The sequence below is a fragment of the Microbacterium schleiferi genome, assembly GCF_038150145.1.
GTDB classification, from domain to species: Bacteria; Actinomycetota; Actinomycetes; order Actinomycetales; family Microbacteriaceae; genus Microbacterium; species Microbacterium schleiferi_B.
On the sequence record NZ_JBBWSA010000001.1, the window covers coordinates 74849 to 90380 of the forward strand.

The following is a 15532-nucleotide window of genomic DNA, read 5'->3' on the forward strand; positions in this document are numbered from 1 at the left end:
GTGCAATCGATCGAACCGGTGCTCGCGGACGGCGCAGACGCTGTCACCGCGGTTCTGGATGCCGGCCTCGCTGACGCTCTGGGTGATGAGCGCGCCGCGCACTGGCGCATCGAGCGCGCCGGGTACCGCCCGACTGTGCACACGCTCGGGCACGGTTCCGGCATCCTGGCTGCCGCCCTCACCTCGGGTCGTCCCGCAACGGCCGCGACGAAGATCATCGACCTCTGGACCTCGCCGGACGCCCCGGATGACGCCGCCGATCGCCTCATCACGCGCGTGATCACCGCTGCGGCAGAGCGCGGCGATGCCGCCGTGAAGTGGGAGGTTTCTGAGGGCGCTGCCGCTCCCGAGTCAGCTTCGGCACACGGCTTCACGCCCCTGCGCGCCCCGTGGGGAGCCGTGGGGACCGAGGGTGCCAACGGCCTCGTGCGGTGGCTGGTTCCGATCGAGCACGCGGAGCCCGGGTACTACGGGCAGACGACGCTCTTCACCTGTGGGGCGGTGGCTGGCCTCATCGCCGCCGAGCGCTTCGGCAGCCCCGGGTTCGCGGGCCAGAGTGTGTCCGATCGTGATCTCGAGATCGACTTCTGGCGTCGTGCCAGCAACTATCCGGCGTGCGAACCGATCGGGCTGGCCGTCACGGTGCAGGAGCATGTCGGCCCTCGCGGCGCGGTTGAGGTGACACTGGACCACCCAGGCCCCGTTCTGCTCGAGGAGTTCGCCGGCTTCGACTACGACTTCCGTGCGGAGTTGCAGCAGGAGTCGCGCAAGCGCGCGGCAGATCTCGGCATCCCGATCGGCACCGCACGCATTGCGATGACCGAGGTTGCGGCGCGGGTGGCCGCGGGCGAGCAGGCCCTGCTTCTCATCGACGAGGCGCCGATGCACGCCGACCCCGGCCCTCACTGGATCGTTGCCCACGCTGCGGCCGGGCCCTACGTGATCGTCGAGGACCCGTGGGTGAACACGGCGACGGGGGAGACCTGGGTCGATACGCATGACCTTCCGATCCACGTCGATGACCTGGAGCGACTCGTCGCCTGGGGTCCCGACGGCTATCGCGGCGTCATCTTCCTGTCGCCGCGCTGAGTCGACGGCCCGATTGCAGGAGGAATGGCGGCTTTGGCTGCCGCGAGCGGCGTCGAAAGCCATCTGATCCTGCAATCGAGACCGTCACCCGCGGGGCTGCGCGGAGCCGGGGCGGATGTCCGGGGTCGCGAATAGACTTGCGGGGTTATGGATGTGGTGGATGACGAGCTTCTGACCGGCCTGAATCCGCCGCAGCGTGAGGCGGTGCTATACCGTGGCCCGGCGCTGTTGATCGTCGCGGGCGCGGGGTCGGGAAAAACTCGCGTGCTCACCCACCGGATCGCGTCGCTGCTGCGCAGCGGCGAGGCCTACCCCAGCCAGATTCTCGCGATCACGTTCACCAACAAAGCGGCCGGTGAGATGCGCGAGCGCGTCGAGCAGCTCGTCGGGGAACGCGGACGCGGCATGTGGATCTCGACGTTCCACTCGGCGTGTGTGCGGATCCTGCGGCGCGAGGCCGAGCAGTTCGGCTTCACGAAGGCCTTCACGATCTACGACTCGGGCGACTCCCGCGCGCTCATCAAGCGCCTCGTCAAAGAGTACGAAGCCGACGCACTCGGGCTGACCCCCGCCGGTGTGCAGGGGCGGATCTCCAAGCTCAAGAACGAACTCGCGGATGCCGAGTCCTTTGCCCGACAGGCCAACATGAACGACCCCGCCGAGCGGTTGTTCGTGGAGATCTTCGGCGACTATCAGCGAGCTCTGCAGCGTGCCAATGCGTTCGATTTCGACGACCTGATCGCCCAGACCGTCTATCTGTTCCGCGCGTTCCCCCGGGTGGCGGATGTCTACCGCCGGCGCTTCCGCCACGTCCTGGTCGACGAGTACCAGGACACCAACCACGCCCAGTACGCGCTCATCCACGAACTCACCCGCCCCGTCACCGGGGCCGCGGCCGAGCCGTATTCCGTTGGCGGAATGATGATTTTCGAACCCGACGAAGCTCCCGAGCTCGAGGGTGCCTCGCTCACCGTCGTCGGCGACTCCGACCAGTCGATCTACGCTTTCCGCGGCGCCGACATCCGCAATATCAGTGAGTTTGAGCGCGACTTCCCGGGTGCGAAGGTGGTGCTGCTGGAGCAGAACTACCGATCGACGCAGAACATCCTCTCGGCAGCGAATGCCGTCATCGGCAACAACTTCGACCGCAAAGAGAAAAAGCTCTGGACCGATGTCGGCGCCGGCGATCCCATCGTGGGCTTCACCGGCTACTCTCAGCACGACGAGGCCCAGTTCGTCGCCGACGAGATCGAAGCTCTCCACCATCGCGGCGTCGAGTACGGCCAGATGGCGGTCTTCTACCGCACGAACTCGCAGTCCCGTGCACTGGAAGAGATCTTCATCCGTTCGGCGGTGCCCTACAAGATCATGGGTGGCACGAAGTTCTACGAACGAGCCGAGATCAAGGATGCCCTCGCGTACCTCGTCGCCGTCGCAAACCCCGCCGACGAGATGGCGGTGCGCCGCATCCTGAACAAGCCGCGGCGCGGCATCGGCGACGTCACCGAGACGGCCATCGCCCGCTACGCGGCGGACCAGCAGATCACGTTCCGCGATGCGCTCGCCAACGCGTCGGCCCTCGGCGTCGGCCCCAAGATCCAAGCCGCGATCGCGCAGTTGGATTCCGTTCTCGCTGAGGCGAGCGCCCTGATGCTCCCGTCCTCCGGTGAGCTCCCGCCGCCCACCACGGTGGCCGAAGGGCTTCAGCTGCTTCTGAACAAGTCGGGTTACCTCGACGCGCTGCGCGCCTCCCGCGATCCGCAGGATGAAGCGCGCGTCGAGAACCTCGACGAACTCGTCGCCGTCACACGCGAGTTCGCCCGCAACAACCCCGACGGCACGATCATCGACTTCCTCACCGAGGTCGCCCTCGTCGCGGATGCCGACGACCTCGACGATGCGAGCGGGTCCGTGTCTCTCATGACGATGCACACGGCGAAGGGGCTGGAGTACGACACCGTGTTCATCACGGGCGTCGAAGAGGATCTCATCCCGCACCGCATCTCGGCCGGGGAACCGGGCGGACCGCAGGAAGAGCGGCGCTTGTTCTACGTCGGCGTCACGCGTGCTCGAGCGCGGCTCTATCTCACGCTCGCGATGACCCGAGCGCAGTTCGGCGAAGTGTCGGTAGCGATGCCCAGCCGGTTCCTGCAAGAGATCCCTGCGACGCTCATCGATTGGCGCCAGTCCCCGGGTGATGTGAACTCCCGTGGGGGTTCCCAGTCCCGCGCCCTCAATGCGCGGCCAGGGCGGGGCGGCTCGGGCGGCGGTGGTTTCGGGGGCTCGGGCCGCTACGGAGACGCGCTCGTGCCGAAGTCGACATCGATCGACAAGTTCGCCAACCGCATCCCGGCCAAGGTGCGCGACAACGGCGACATGGAGCTCGCGCCAGGAGATCGCATCCGTCACGACGACTTCGGCGAGGGTCGAGTGGATGCTGTCACCGGCGAGGGCGCGAAGCGCGTCGCGCATGTTCGTTTCGATAGCGCGGGCGCCAAGAAGCTCCTGATCAAGATCGCCCCGATCGAAAAGCTCTGAGGGTCGCGTCTGGGAGGGGGCGCCAGGACTTTCGCCCCTGAGCGCCACCCGTGGGCGCGCGTACGATCGCGATGACGGCGTGAGCGAGGGTGCACCGGCGCCCAGGGCCCACAGAAGGTCAGGCCCGCTGGCAGAAGGAGGCCCATGACCCTCGCGTCAGTCCTCACTGTGCTCGCCGATCACCCGGTGCTCGTGCTGTTCCTGGTCACGGGTATCGGCGCGGCGATCGGCCGCATCCGGTTGTGGGGGATGTCGCTCGGCGCCGTAGCCGTGCTCTTCACGATGATCGCGCTCACCGCCTGGGGCGTCTCCCAGGGCGTCACGATTGAGGTGCCCTCGTACGTCGGCGACTTCGGTCTGGTGCTCTTCGCCTTCAGTATCGGCGTCATCGCAGGGCCGGGGTTCGTGAACGCGCTTCGCACCTCGTATTGGATGCTGCTGCTCGTCTCAGCCATCATGATCGCTGCGGCAGCCCTGACGCTGGGCCTGGGGACGATGCTGGACCTGTCGCCGGAAACGATCGCCGGTGCGTACGCCGGCTCGGTCACGAGCACACCCGCCCTCGCTGCTACCGGGGGCAGCCCAGCAGCGACAGTCGGGTACGCGAGCACCTACATCTTCGGCGTCATCGGGGCGATGGGAGCCGTCGTACTCGCGCTTCGCCACAGTCGCACAGACGCTGACGCACCACCACGGATCGTCGACCTCGTCATCCGCATCGACACCGACAGCACCCCCACGATGACCGACCTCACGCGGCGGCACGGCGGCCGGGTGCTGGTCTCGCGCCTGCGTCGCCCCGACGGAGAGGTCGTCGTCGTGGGTCCCGACACGGTGCTCGAGAAGGGCGCAATCATCAATGTGGTCGGCCCGGAGCGGGTCGTGGCAGCCGTCACCGAGGAACTGGGGCATCCGTCGACGCTCAACATCACGCACGACCGCAGCCGACTGGACTACCGGCGGATCATCCTGTCGGACTCGCGCTGGTCGGGACGCACGATCGCGCAGCTCGGTGTCGCCGAGCGCTTCGGTGCGACGATCGTGCGGGTGCGGCGCGGGGATGTCGAGTTCCTCGGGACCCCCGACTTCGTGCTGCACCAGGGCGACCGGCTTCGTGTTGTCGCTCCCCGCGACCAGCTGCCCGCGGTCACGGCCTTTCTCGGCGACTCTGAACGCGGCATGGCCGACCTGAACCCCGTGGCTCTCGGCCTCGGTATCGCCGCGGGCATGCTGCTCGGCCTCATCGAAGTGCCGCTGCCGGGCGGATCGCACCTGTCGCTGGGAGCCGCAGCCGGAGCGCTGATTGTCGGCCTCGTGATGGGCAGGATCGGGCGGATCGGCCGCTTTGTGACGACGATCCCCAACGCCGCTGCCACCGCGCTGGGCGAGTTGGGCCTGTTGATCTTCCTCGCCTACGCCGGGTCGAAGGCGGGATCGCAGATCCTGCAGGCGATCGCGTCGGGAGAGATCGTCGCGCTCGTCGGGATCGGATTGGTCGTGACATCCTTCGCGATGTTCGGCACCTACCTGCTGGTGCGGCACATCCTGCACCTGGGGGGTACGAAGCTGTCGGGTGTCATCGCCGGCGCGCAGACGAACAGTGCGATCCTCGCCTTCGCCCAGGAACGCACTGGCCACGACGTCCGCGTCGCCCTTGGTTACAGCCTCGTCTATCCCACGGCGCTGGTCGTGAAGATCCTGCTCGCCCAGCTGCTCACGCTGCTGTAGTCCCGGCCGAAGACGGCATCCACGCTTACCGCGTTTCCCGAACTGTGACAACCCTGGTCCTGATCCACGCGCGACGTCGGTAGCCTCGAAGCATGGCTCTGTTCTCTCGACGCCCCGCAGCAACGCCTGCCGAGACGCCCGAGGGCGCCTCCGACGACACGACATCCGTTGACGACACGGGAGTCGCCAACGCCGCATCCGACGCCGACCCGGCAGCCTCGCAGCCCTCGGCGGTCGCTGACGACGAACCAGACTTCGACGCGGTGGTCGGGATCTCGATGTCGTCGTTCCAGGGCCTCGGGGCCCCCGCGCCCGCGGCGAACGCCGCGGCAGAAACGGCGGCCGATGACGACGCAGAAGCGCCGCCCCGGCCCAGCGTCCAAGACAACGGCCCGCTGGTGACGGCGCTGTCAAAGCTCCCCGAACGACCCGAGCCGGCGGAACTCCTGCAGGTTGCCCGTCAGCTGCTGCAGGGACACCTCTTCCTGCGCGTCAAGGGAGATGCCAAGCGAATGCTCGCCGAGGGTGAGAACATTCCGCTGGCGATCACCACGATCGGTGACAAGCAGTACGTCCTTGCCTACAGCGGTGTCGCGGCCTTGCGTGCCAGCCTTGCCGCAGACGGCGCGACCGACACCTCGGCGATGGCGCAGCCCGCGCAGGCGGTGCTGCGGTTCCTGCTGTCGGGCACCTACGCCGGACTGATCATTGACCCGGCATCCGCCCCTGCCAGGGCGCTGCTCTCTCGGGACCTCATCGCTCAGATGATGGAGCAGGCCGACCCCGAGTTCAGCGTCAAGAAGCTGCTCGCTGCCCGCCGCACCGAGTCCACGCCCGACGAGGTGGTGGCAGCCATCCCTTCCTCACGCCTGTGGATCGCGGTGAACAAGCCCGAAGGGTCCGATCAGGTCGGAGTCGCCGAAGCCCGTACCGCCGACGGCGACCGCCTCATCGAAGTGTTTACGCACCCCATCGAGATCGCAGCACTCGGGCGCGGTGACCGCCCCGCCCCCGTCACCGGTGCGCAACTGGGCGCGGCGCTTCGCGCAGACCCCGAGCTCGCCGGCATCCTCATCGACCCCGCCGGTCCCTGGATTCGACTGAACCGAGACCACCTCGCCCCGCTGATGGTCGAGGCCCCGGACGATGGCGACTGACCGGATCACCCTCACCATCCCCGGCCCCGACGGCGATCGGGAGGTCGGGCTGTCCAGTCCTGACCGTGTGCTGTGGCCAGCGGTCGGCATAACCAAGCGCGAGCTGGCCGAGTACCTGCTCGCCGTCGCAGGCCCCTTCCTCGCCGCCAACGGCCACCGTCCCGTCTCGCTTGAGCGCTACCCCGACTCGATCGAGGGTGAGATGTTCTTCTCGAAGAACCCGCCCAAGGGCGCGCCGTCGTTCATCGAGACCGTCACCGTGACCTACAACAGCGGGCGTCGGCATCCGCAGATCGTGCTCACCGAGCCCGCCGCCGTCGTCTGGGCGGCACAGATGAACACCGTCGTCTTCCATCCCTGGGCATCGCGCACCGAGAACACCGACAACCCTGTCGAACTGCGCATCGACCTCGACCCGCAGCCCGGAACCGACTTCGCGGATGCCGCGGCCGTCGCCCCCGCGCTCCGTGAGGTGCTCGCGGAGGCGGGGCTCGAGGCATGGATCAAAACAAGCGGCAACCGCGGCATCCACCTGTTCTGCCCGATCGAACCGGAGTGGGAGTTCCTCGACGTCAGGCACGCGGTCATCGCCGCCGGTCGCGAACTGGAGCGACGGATGCCGGACCGTGTCACCACGAAGTGGTGGAAAGAAGAGCGCGGCCAGCGCGTGTTCATCGACTTCAACCAGGCAAATCGCGACCGAACGATGGCGGGGGCCTACAGTCCGCGAGCCCTGCCGGCCGCGACTGTTGCCACCCCGATCACCTGGGAGGAGCTGGCATCCGTCGATCCGGCATCGTTCACTGTGCGCACCGTGCCGGAGCGCCTGGCCGAGGTGGGCGACCCCTGGGCCCGGTTCGGCGAGGTACGCGGCAGGATCGACACGCTGCTGGAGTGGTGGGAGAGAGACCTTTCCGACGGACTCGGTGAGCTGCCTTTCCCGCCCGAGTTCCCGAAGATGCCCGGCGAACCCCCGCGGGTCCAGCCGAGCCGCGCACGCAAACCCGACCCGAGCGACCCCGAAACGGAGGAAATCGAGTGACCGACAAGACTGCCGACGCGACGGGCACCGACACGACGGGCACCGAGACGACGTCGACGATCGATCAGTGGGCCGCGCGCCTGCTTCGCACGCGCTGGATCGTCCGCGCCCCGATTCCGCTGTTTCGCGCGGGGCTTGGCTGGTTGTTCGGCGGCAGGTTCGTGATGGTCGAGCACATCGGCCGCAAGAGCGGCCAGCCGCGCTACGTCGTGCTTGAGGTGATCGAACGCGAGACGAACGCGCTCCGCGTCGCTTCCGGCCACGGCTCGCGCGCACAGTGGCTCAAGAACCTCCAGGCCAACCCCGCTGCCCGGCTCTGGGTCGGTCGCTCGAAGGGCGTGGCGGCTACTGCCCGCATCCTGCCTGAGAGCGACGCAGCGGCGGTGCTTGCCCGCTATGCCCGGGTGCACCCGGATGCCTGGGACCACCTCAAGGGGGCGATGGACGAGCTGAACGGGGGAGAGACGACCATACCCGTGGTCGAGTTCACCCCGCCTTCGCGCTGATCGCGCCGCTGAGTCCGCGCGCCGAACCGCGCCGCTGACCGTCAGCTTTCGAGCACCGCGCCCACGTCGTACGCGCTGACAGTCTCGAGTTGGTCGTACGTGCACGAGCGCGGGTCACGATCCTCGCGCCACCGCACGAACTGCACGGTGTGGCGAAAACGCCACTTCTCGAGCTGGTCGTAGCGCACCTCGAGCACCAGTTCGGGGCGCAGCTGCACGAACGACACATCCTTGCCCGAGGCAAAGCGAGACCGCTCGCCCTCGCCGGTCACTGCGGCGCCGGCCTCGTCGCGCTCGACGAACGGTTCGAGCTCGTCGACGAGCTCCCGTCTGCGCTTGTCCGACCACGCTGCCACCCCGCCGACCTGGACGAGCTGACCCTCGTCGGTATAGAGACCGACAAGCAGTGAGCCGACCCCGCTCCCGCTCTTGTGCACCCGGTAGCCGAGCGCGACGACATCCGCCGTGCGCGCGTGCTTGATCTTGAACATCGTCCGCTTGCCCGGCGCATAGGGCTGGGCGAGGGGCTTGGCGACCACGCCGTCAAGGCCCGCCCCCTCGAATTCATCGAGCCACCGAGCAGCCCGGTCGGGGTCGTCAGTCGTGCGCGTGACGTGCACCGGATGCGGCACGTCGCGCAGCAGGTCGAGGAGCTCAGCCCGCCGGGCCTGGAACGGCTCGCTCGCCAGATCGCGCTTCCCGCGCGCCAGGATGTCGAATGCGATGAACATCGCGGGGGTCTGCTCGCTCAGCATCCGCACCCGCGAGTCGGCGGGGTGGATGCGCTGCGTCAGCGCGTCCCAGTCCAGGCGCTGAGAGCCCGGCTCGCCCAGCGCGATCACGATCTCGCCGTCGAGCAGGCACGGTTCGGGAAGGAGCCGCGCAAACGCCTCGACGAGCTCGGGAAAGTAGCGCGTGAGCGGCTTCGCACCGCGGCTGCCGATCTCGACATCTGTCCCGTCCCACGACACGAGCGCGCGGAAGCCGTCCCACTTCGGTTCGAAGCTCAGACCGCCGGCGACCGCATCAGGCGCGGGGATGCGGTCGACGGACTTCGCGAGCATCGGCTCGGGAATCGCATAGCGCATGCGGTCAGCATCCTGTCTGTCGGGGGTAGCTGTCCAGCCCGGGCGTCAGGACGGCGCCGGTTCGGTGCTCTTGCGTCGTGCCCACCGGGCGGGGGTGTTCGGGCCGTCCCACACCTGCACGATTCCCCACGCCACTGCCGTGATCGGCACGGCGAGGACTGCGCCGACGATTCCGCCGAGCACGGTACCGACCGTCAGGGCGATCAGGATGACGAACGAATGCAGCTTCATCGAGCGCCCCATCAGCACCGGTTGCAGGAAGTTTCCTTCCAGCTGGTTGACGAGCACGATCAGACCGACGACGAACAGCGCGTTGACCCAGCCGTTGGCGACGAGCGCGACGAGCGCTGCCAGGATCCCTGCGAGGGTCGCCCCGACGATCGGGATGAAGGCGAGGAGGAAGACCAAGACCGCCAGGGGGAGGGCGAGCGGGACGCCGAGGATCCACAGGCCGATGCCGATCCCGACCGCGTCGACGAAGGCTACCGATGCCGTGCCGCGGACGTAGGCGCCGAGCGTCGACACCGTCTTGTCGCCGATGCGGCGAGCCCGCGCTTCGGCGGAACCGCGGAACGGGCGGAGCAGAAACTCCCACATCCGCGGGCCGTCCTTCAAGAAGAAGAAGAGCACGACGACCAGCAGGACGAAACCGGTCGCGAAGTTAGCCACGACGCTGACGCCGGCGATGGCCCCAGTGCCGAACTGGGCACTCGTGATGAAGGCCTGAATCGACGAGATCCACTCGTCGATCTGCTGCTGATCGATCCCGAACGGCAGCGTCTGCACCCATTCCCAGAGCTTCTGGGCACCGGCCTCCGCCTGGCTATAGAGCGAATCCCACTGATCGCGAACCGCCCAGACGATGAGCCAGCCGACGCCGCCGAGCAGCAGCACGATCGTGAGCAGCGCGATGAGGGTCGCGAGGATCGAGGGCACGCCGCGACGGCGCATCCAACTCATCACCGGCGCGAACGCCGACGCGAAGATCAGCGCGAGCAGCACCGGGATGACCACCAGCGTGATCTGTCGGAGTCCCCAGATGATGCCGGCCGCGAGGGCGACGACGACGATGATCTGCAGTCCCCGCGTTGCCAGCATCCCGAACTTGTCGCCCCAGAGCTTGCTGGGCGGAACGATGCCGTCGTCGGGAACCGCCAGGGCGCTGTTGCTGTCTTTGGAGGAGCCGATGCCGAACAATCCCATGGCTCGACCGTAGCTGTCGCACGGGTCCGGATGCACGGTCTTGACGCGGCGGCGAGAATCGCGCAGGGGCCTCGGGCCGCCCTTTCGCCGTCAGTCGTCGCCGAACACGTCATCCAGCGTCACCGGCAGCCCTGCCGCGTCGCCGAGCGCCGTGCGGGCAGCGTGCCAGCCGCTCATCCCGTGCACACCTGGGCCCGGCGGGGTCGATGCCGACGCGAGATACACACCCGGCAACGGTGTTCGCCACGGATGCCGCGACAGGACGGGTCTGCGGATTGCCTGCGTCATCGTGAACGCGCCCCCGGAGATGTCGCCCCCGATCTCGGCCGGGTTGGTTCGCACGCGGGCCGCGGCTGTCGTCGAGTGCACCGCGAGGATCAGATCCCGCACGCCCGGCGCGAAGCGCTCGACCTGTGCGAGAACGGCACCCGTGGCATCCGTTGTCGATCCGAGCGGAACGTGCGTGTACGCCCACAGCACCGCCTTGCCCGTGGGAGCGCGGGTCGGGTCGACCACCGACGGCTGCACCGCGAGCACGTACGGGTTCGCGGGGATCCGGCCCCGCGCGACATCCCGCTCGGCGGCGATGATCTCCTCCCGAGTCCCGCCCAGGTGCACCGTCGGCGCACGGCCCACGTCCGGGTCGCGCCAGGGGACGGGCCCCGCCAGTGCGACATCCACCTTCATGACGCCGGGTCCGTACCGGTAGTGACGGACCGGCCTCGCGTACGCGGTCGGCAACGCGGATGCCGTTAGAAGCAGCCGGGGAGAGGTGTCGAGGACGAGCAGGTCGCCCGCTGCCGGATCACCCCAGTCGAGGTCGTCGAGGGAGGTCACGCGCGTTCCGGTCTCGATCACGCCGCCGTGTGCGCGGATGTCGGCGGCGAGGGCCTCGGCGATCGTCTGGGCGCCTCCGCGCGGAATGGGCCACCCGCCGGCGTGGGCCTGCGCCGTGAGCAACAGACCCGCCGCTGCTGACGCCAGGGACGGCATCCAGGTGTTCGCGTGAGCCATGGCTCCTGCTAGTAACGCGCCAGCTCGCGGTGTGCGGAAACTCCGAGCGCCGAGACGTGTGCCCTGCTCGAGCACACGGAAGCCGTAGCGCACTGCCGTGACCGGATGCCGCGGCATCCGTATCAGCTGGTCGCCCGTGAATGACACGAGCTCGTCGATGTGGCGTGCAAGCGGCCGCATCGTCGCGAGCCAGGCGCGTCCGTCCGGGCCGAGGTCGTGTGCCGTGCGGTCGATGTCGCGCCAGGCGATGGCTGCGGGCACCCGATCGAGCGGGTGTGCAAACGAGGCATCCGGAATCAGCCATGAGATGTCGCGATCGAGCCCGAGCGCCCGGAACACCGGAGAGGTCAGCGCAGCGGGGTGCACGGCCGAGCAGACGTCGTGATGGAATCCGGGGAGGGTCAGTGCCCCGGTGCGTACACCGCCGCCGATCGTGTCGGCTGCCTCGAGGACCCGCACCCGCAGTCCCGCCCGCGCGAGTGTCGCAGCGGCGGTCAGTCCGTTCGGTCCGCTGCCCACGACCGTCGCGTGTGCCGCCATGCCGTCAGTCTGCCACCCTCGGCATCCGGGGCGGCCCGGGTCAGAGGTCGAGTGAGGAGCGCAGGCGGCGCGTGACCTCGGCCAGCGGCATCCGTTTGGGGAAGACAGCCACCACGACGTCGTCGGGGTCCGGATGTTGGGGCTCGGGGTGCACGCCGAACTTGCGCATGAGGTCATCGAGGGCGGTGCGCAGTACGGACACGGGCACGGGTTCCCGGTCGCGCAGTAGTTGGCGCAGCACGTGGTTGTGGACGGCAGCGACGGATGCCGCGAAGCCGACCGCATCGATCGGATCAAGTCCCGGGAGTGCGCCGCGCAGGTACTCGTCGAAGAGTCGCTCGTAGCGGAACACCGTGACGATCTCGCGCTCGCGCAGCGCAGGAACCTTCCGCACCACGGAGTAGCGCCGCCGTGCGAGCTCGGGGTCGGCGGCGAAGTGCTCGAACACGGTGACTGCCGCATCGCACACCGCGACCCAGGGGTTCTCGTGAGGCTGCGACAGGTCTTCACGCAGCTGGGCGAGCAGGAGCTCGTGATCGGCGAACACGACGTCGTCCTTACCGCCGAACTGACGGAAGAAGGTTGATCGGGAGCTGCCGGCAGCCTGGGCGATCTGCTCAACGGATGTCGCGTCGAAGCCGTTCCGATCGAACAGGTCGAGCGCGACGGCGACGACCGCGGTCCGCGACGACGACGTGGCGGCGGTGGTGTCGGACATGCCGTGAGCCTACCGCCGCAAGAACCTCAACCTCCCCGGTCGCCGCTGGAGAGCACCAGTCGAGACGACGGAGGGCCTGCGCCGAAGTATCACAGCCGGACGTCCCTCTGGGCCCAGCGGGGTATACGCGTTCGGAACCGTTCAGTGCCGGGTAGTAGGCTGGCTACTTGGTCGAACTATCTCGACATCGAGACATTCCCTCACCCACCCGACGCCGCAGCGGAGGACACCAGCGTGGATCTGTACGAGTACCAGGCACGAGACCTATTCGAGAAATACGGGGTGCCGGTGCTCCCCGGCATCATCGCCGACACTCCTGAGGAGGCGAAGGCGGCTGCGGAGAAGATCGGCGGTGTCGTCGTCGTCAAGGCTCAGGTCAAGACTGGAGGCCGCGGCAAGGCCGGCGGCGTGAAGGTCGCGAAGAACGCCGACGAGGCGTACGAGGCTGCGAAGGCCATCCTGGGCCTCGATATCAAGGGTCATGTTGTGCAGCGTGTGATGGTCGCGGCCGGCGCATCCATCGAGCAGGAGTTCTACTTCTCCGTGCTGCTTGACCGCTCCAACCGTTCGTACCTGTCGCTGTGCTCCGTCGAAGGCGGCATGGAGATCGAGCAGCTCGCCGTCGAGAAGCCCGAGGCACTGGCCCGCGTCGAGGTGAACCCGCTGACCGGTATCGACAAGGACAAGGCTGTCGAGATCGCTACCGCTGCGAAGTTCCCAGCTGAGCTGGTCGACAAGGTCGCGGATGCCTTCGTCAAGCTTTACGACGTCTACACCGGCGAGGGCGCAACCCTCGTCGAGGTCAACCCGCTGATCCTCGATGGCAACGGCAACATCATTGCTCTCGACGGCAAGGTCACGCTCGACGACAACGCGAGCGAGGTGCGCCACCCCGAGCACGAAGAGCTCGAAGACAAGGGTGCTGCCGACCCGCTCGAGGCCAAGGCGAAGGAGTCGGGCCTGAACTACGTCAAGCTTGACGGCGAAGTGGGCATCATCGGCAACGGCGCGGGCCTGGTCATGTCGACTCTCGACGTCGTCGCCTACGCCGGCGAGAACCACGGCGGGGTCAAGCCCGCGAACTTCCTCGACATCGGCGGCGGTGCCTCGGCGACAGTGATGGCGGCGGGCCTGGATGTCATCCTCGGCGACCCGCAGGTCAAGAGCGTGTTCGTCAACGTCTTCGGTGGCATCACCTCGTGCGTTGCGGTTGCCGACGGCATCGTGAAGGCTCTCGAGATCCTCGGCGACACCGCGACCAAGCCGCTCGTGGTTCGCCTCGACGGCAACCAGGTGGAAGAGGGTCGCGCGATCCTCGCCGCCGCGAACCACCCGCTGGTCACCCTCGCCGCCGGTATGGACGAGGGCGCTGACAAGGCAGCCGAGCTGGCCGCCGCCTGATCGCGAAACCGGATAAGGACTTCTGACATGTCGATCTACCTCAACAAGGACTCCAAGGTCATCGTCCAGGGCATCACCGGCGGTGAGGGCACGAAGCACACCGCTCTCATGCTCAAGGCCGGCACCCAGGTCGTCGGCGGGGTGAACGCCCGCAAGGCCGGGACGACCGTCTCGCACACCGACAAAGACGGCAACGCCGTCGAGCTGCCTGTTTTCGCATCCGTCGCCGAAGCAATGGAGAAGACCGGCGCTGACGTCTCGATCGCCTTCGTGCCTCCCGCCTTCACGAAGGATGCCATGATCGAGGCCATCGATGCCGAGATCCCGCTGCTCGTGGTCATCACGGAGGGCGTGCCCGTGGGCGACACTGCCGAGGCCTGGGCCTACACCCAGTCCAAGGGCAACAAGACGCGCATCATCGGCCCGAACTGCCCCGGCATCATCACCCCCGGTGAGTCGCTTGTGGGGATCACCCCCGCCAACATCACCGGCAAGGGCCCCATCGGCCTCGTCTCGAAGTCGGGAACTCTCACGTACCAGATGATGTTCGAGCTGCGCGACCTCGGCTTCTCGACCGCGATCGGCATCGGTGGCGACCCCATCATCGGGACGACCCACATCGACGCCCTCGCCGCGTTCGAAGCCGACCCCGAGACCAAGGCGATCGTCATGATCGGCGAGATCGGTGGCGACGCGGAAGAGCGCGCGGCAGCCTTCATCCAGGCCAACGTGACCAAGCCGGTCGTCGGCTATGTCGCGGGCTTCACGGCGCCCGAGGGTAAGACCATGGGTCACGCCGGCGCGATCGTGTCGGGCTCTGCGGGCACGGCCCAGGCCAAGAAGGAAGCCCTCGAGGCTGCGGGTGTGAAGGTCGGCAAGACGCCGTCCGAGACCGCCGCCCTCATGCGCGAGATCATCGAGCAGCTCTGACGCTCACTCACCGAGACACCCTCTGTCGCGCGAGACACCGCGCGACAGAGGGTGTCTCGCTGCGCGGAGGGTGTTTCGCTGTCAGCGCGCGGTCTCGCGGGTGGGCGGTAGCCTGAGGGCATGCCGCTGACCGGAGAGTACAAGCCGTCCACGTCGGAGTGGGCCCGCACCCAGGCCGAGACCTACGAAGCCACCGGCGGCGCCGAGGGATCGGTGCTGCGAGGCAAGCCCGTCATCGTCCTGACGACGCTCGGCGCCAAGACCGGTGGGCTTCGAAAGACCGCCCTCATGCGCGTCGAACACGGCGGAAGCTATGCCGTGATTGCCTCGAAGGGCGGCGCGCCCGACGAACCCAAGTGGGCGGGCAACATGCGCAAGAACGCGACAGTCGAGTTGCAGGATGGCGCGACCAAGCGTGATTACCTCGCGCGCGAAGTCGAGGGTGAAGAGCGCGACCAGTGGTGGGCACGTGCTGTCGAGGTCTGGCCCGACTACGCCGAGTACCAGAAGAAGACCGATCGGCTTATCGCTGTCTTCGTGCTCGACCCCGCCTGAGTCTGCCGCTCCGAGGCGAGCCG

Annotated in this window: 13 protein-coding genes; 9 read left to right on the forward strand and 4 right to left on the reverse strand. The window is 67.9% G+C overall.

Annotation, left to right across the window (positions count from 1 at the left end):
- The 6 genes from AADH62_RS00340 (at position 1) to AADH62_RS00365 (ending at position 8060) form a co-directional block, all read left to right on the forward strand.
- Positions 1 to 1089, forward strand: a complete 1089-nt coding sequence (locus tag AADH62_RS00340; RefSeq protein ID WP_341577764.1) for a peptidase C39 family protein — start codon at positions 1 to 3, stop codon at positions 1087 to 1089.
- Positions 1090 to 1236: 147 nt separating this feature from the next.
- Positions 1237 to 3627 carry an ATP-dependent helicase gene (locus AADH62_RS00345; RefSeq protein WP_341577765.1) on the forward strand — a complete coding sequence of 797 codons (2391 nt, stop codon included), beginning with the start codon at positions 1237 to 1239 and terminating at the stop codon, positions 3625 to 3627.
- A 144-nt stretch (positions 3628 to 3771) separates the two neighbouring features.
- Positions 3772 to 5355 (forward strand): aspartate:alanine exchanger family transporter, encoded by a 1584-nt coding sequence (locus AADH62_RS00350; protein WP_341577766.1) that lies wholly within the window; start codon positions 3772 to 3774, stop codon positions 5353 to 5355.
- A gap of 92 nt (positions 5356 to 5447) precedes the next feature.
- Positions 5448 to 6512 carry an SseB family protein gene (locus AADH62_RS00355; protein ID WP_292726165.1) on the forward strand — a complete coding sequence of 355 codons (1065 nt, stop codon included), beginning with the start codon at positions 5448 to 5450 and terminating at the stop codon, positions 6510 to 6512.
- Complete coding sequence (ligD, locus tag AADH62_RS00360; RefSeq protein WP_341577767.1) at positions 6502 to 7554, forward strand: non-homologous end-joining DNA ligase; 1053 nt, start codon at positions 6502 to 6504, stop codon at positions 7552 to 7554. The genes AADH62_RS00355 and ligD overlap by 11 nt, the downstream gene beginning before the upstream one ends.
- Positions 7551 to 8060 (forward strand): nitroreductase family deazaflavin-dependent oxidoreductase, encoded by a 510-nt coding sequence (locus AADH62_RS00365; RefSeq protein ID WP_228179118.1) that lies wholly within the window; start codon positions 7551 to 7553, stop codon positions 8058 to 8060. Before ligD ends, AADH62_RS00365 begins: the two co-directional genes overlap by 4 nt.
- A 41-nt stretch (positions 8061 to 8101) precedes the next feature.
- On the opposite strand, the gene AADH62_RS00370 is transcribed toward AADH62_RS00365, so the two are convergent.
- The 4 genes from AADH62_RS00370 to AADH62_RS00385 form a co-directional block, all read right to left on the reverse strand.
- Entirely contained in the window at positions 8102 to 9148 is a 1047-nt protein-coding gene (locus tag AADH62_RS00370; RefSeq protein ID WP_228179119.1) for an ATP-dependent DNA ligase, read from the reverse strand.
- A gap of 45 nt (positions 9149 to 9193) precedes the next feature.
- Positions 9194 to 10351, reverse strand: a complete 1158-nt coding sequence (locus tag AADH62_RS00375) for an AI-2E family transporter (RefSeq protein ID WP_341577768.1) — start codon at positions 10349 to 10351, stop codon at positions 9194 to 9196.
- A gap of 90 nt (positions 10352 to 10441) precedes the next feature.
- Positions 10442 to 11905: an NAD(P)/FAD-dependent oxidoreductase gene (locus tag AADH62_RS00380; RefSeq protein WP_341577769.1), complete on the reverse strand. Its 1464-nt coding sequence runs from the start codon at positions 11903 to 11905 to the stop codon at positions 10442 to 10444.
- A gap of 40 nt (positions 11906 to 11945) precedes the next feature.
- Positions 11946 to 12623 carry a TetR family transcriptional regulator gene (locus AADH62_RS00385; RefSeq protein ID WP_341577770.1) on the reverse strand — a complete coding sequence of 226 codons (678 nt, stop codon included), beginning with the start codon at positions 12621 to 12623 and terminating at the stop codon, positions 11946 to 11948.
- A gap of 234 nt (positions 12624 to 12857) precedes the next feature.
- On the opposite strand from AADH62_RS00385, the gene sucC reads away from it, so the two are divergent.
- From sucC to AADH62_RS00400, 3 genes are all read left to right on the forward strand, one after another.
- Positions 12858 to 14024 (forward strand): ADP-forming succinate--CoA ligase subunit beta, encoded by a 1167-nt coding sequence (gene sucC, locus AADH62_RS00390; protein WP_341577771.1) that lies wholly within the window; start codon positions 12858 to 12860, stop codon positions 14022 to 14024.
- A gap of 27 nt (positions 14025 to 14051) precedes the next feature.
- Positions 14052 to 14954 (forward strand): succinate--CoA ligase subunit alpha, encoded by a 903-nt coding sequence (sucD, locus tag AADH62_RS00395; protein ID WP_341577772.1) that lies wholly within the window; start codon positions 14052 to 14054, stop codon positions 14952 to 14954.
- Between the two features lie 120 nt (positions 14955 to 15074).
- Complete coding sequence (locus AADH62_RS00400) at positions 15075 to 15509, forward strand: nitroreductase family deazaflavin-dependent oxidoreductase (RefSeq protein ID WP_341577773.1); 435 nt, start codon at positions 15075 to 15077, stop codon at positions 15507 to 15509.
- Positions 15510 to 15532: the final 23 nt, after the last annotated feature.

Bases quoted from the DNA above. Each gene is read 5' to 3' on its own strand.
- ligD (WP_341577767.1), top strand. From the start codon at position 6,502: ATGGCGACTGACCGGATCACCCTCACCATCCCCGGCCCCGACGGCGAT.
- sucD (WP_341577772.1), top strand. From the start codon at position 14,052: ATGTCGATCTACCTCAACAAGGACTCCAAGGTCATCGTCCAGGGCATC.
- AADH62_RS00350 (WP_341577766.1), top strand. From the start codon at position 3,772: ATGACCCTCGCGTCAGTCCTCACTGTGCTCGCCGATCACCCGGTGCTC.
- AADH62_RS00400 (WP_341577773.1), top strand. From the start codon at position 15,075: ATGCCGCTGACCGGAGAGTACAAGCCGTCCACGTCGGAGTGGGCCCGC.
- AADH62_RS00370 (WP_228179119.1), bottom strand. From the start codon at position 9,148: ATGCGCTATGCGATTCCCGAGCCGATGCTCGCGAAGTCCGTCGACCGC.
- AADH62_RS00345 (WP_341577765.1), top strand. From the start codon at position 1,237: ATGGATGTGGTGGATGACGAGCTTCTGACCGGCCTGAATCCGCCGCAG.
- AADH62_RS00375 (WP_341577768.1), bottom strand. From the start codon at position 10,351: ATGGGATTGTTCGGCATCGGCTCCTCCAAAGACAGCAACAGCGCCCTG.
- AADH62_RS00385 (WP_341577770.1), bottom strand. From the start codon at position 12,623: ATGTCCGACACCACCGCCGCCACGTCGTCGTCGCGGACCGCGGTCGTC.
- AADH62_RS00380 (WP_341577769.1), bottom strand. From the start codon at position 11,905: ATGGCGGCACACGCGACGGTCGTGGGCAGCGGACCGAACGGACTGACC.
- AADH62_RS00355 (WP_292726165.1), top strand. From the start codon at position 5,448: ATGGCTCTGTTCTCTCGACGCCCCGCAGCAACGCCTGCCGAGACGCCC.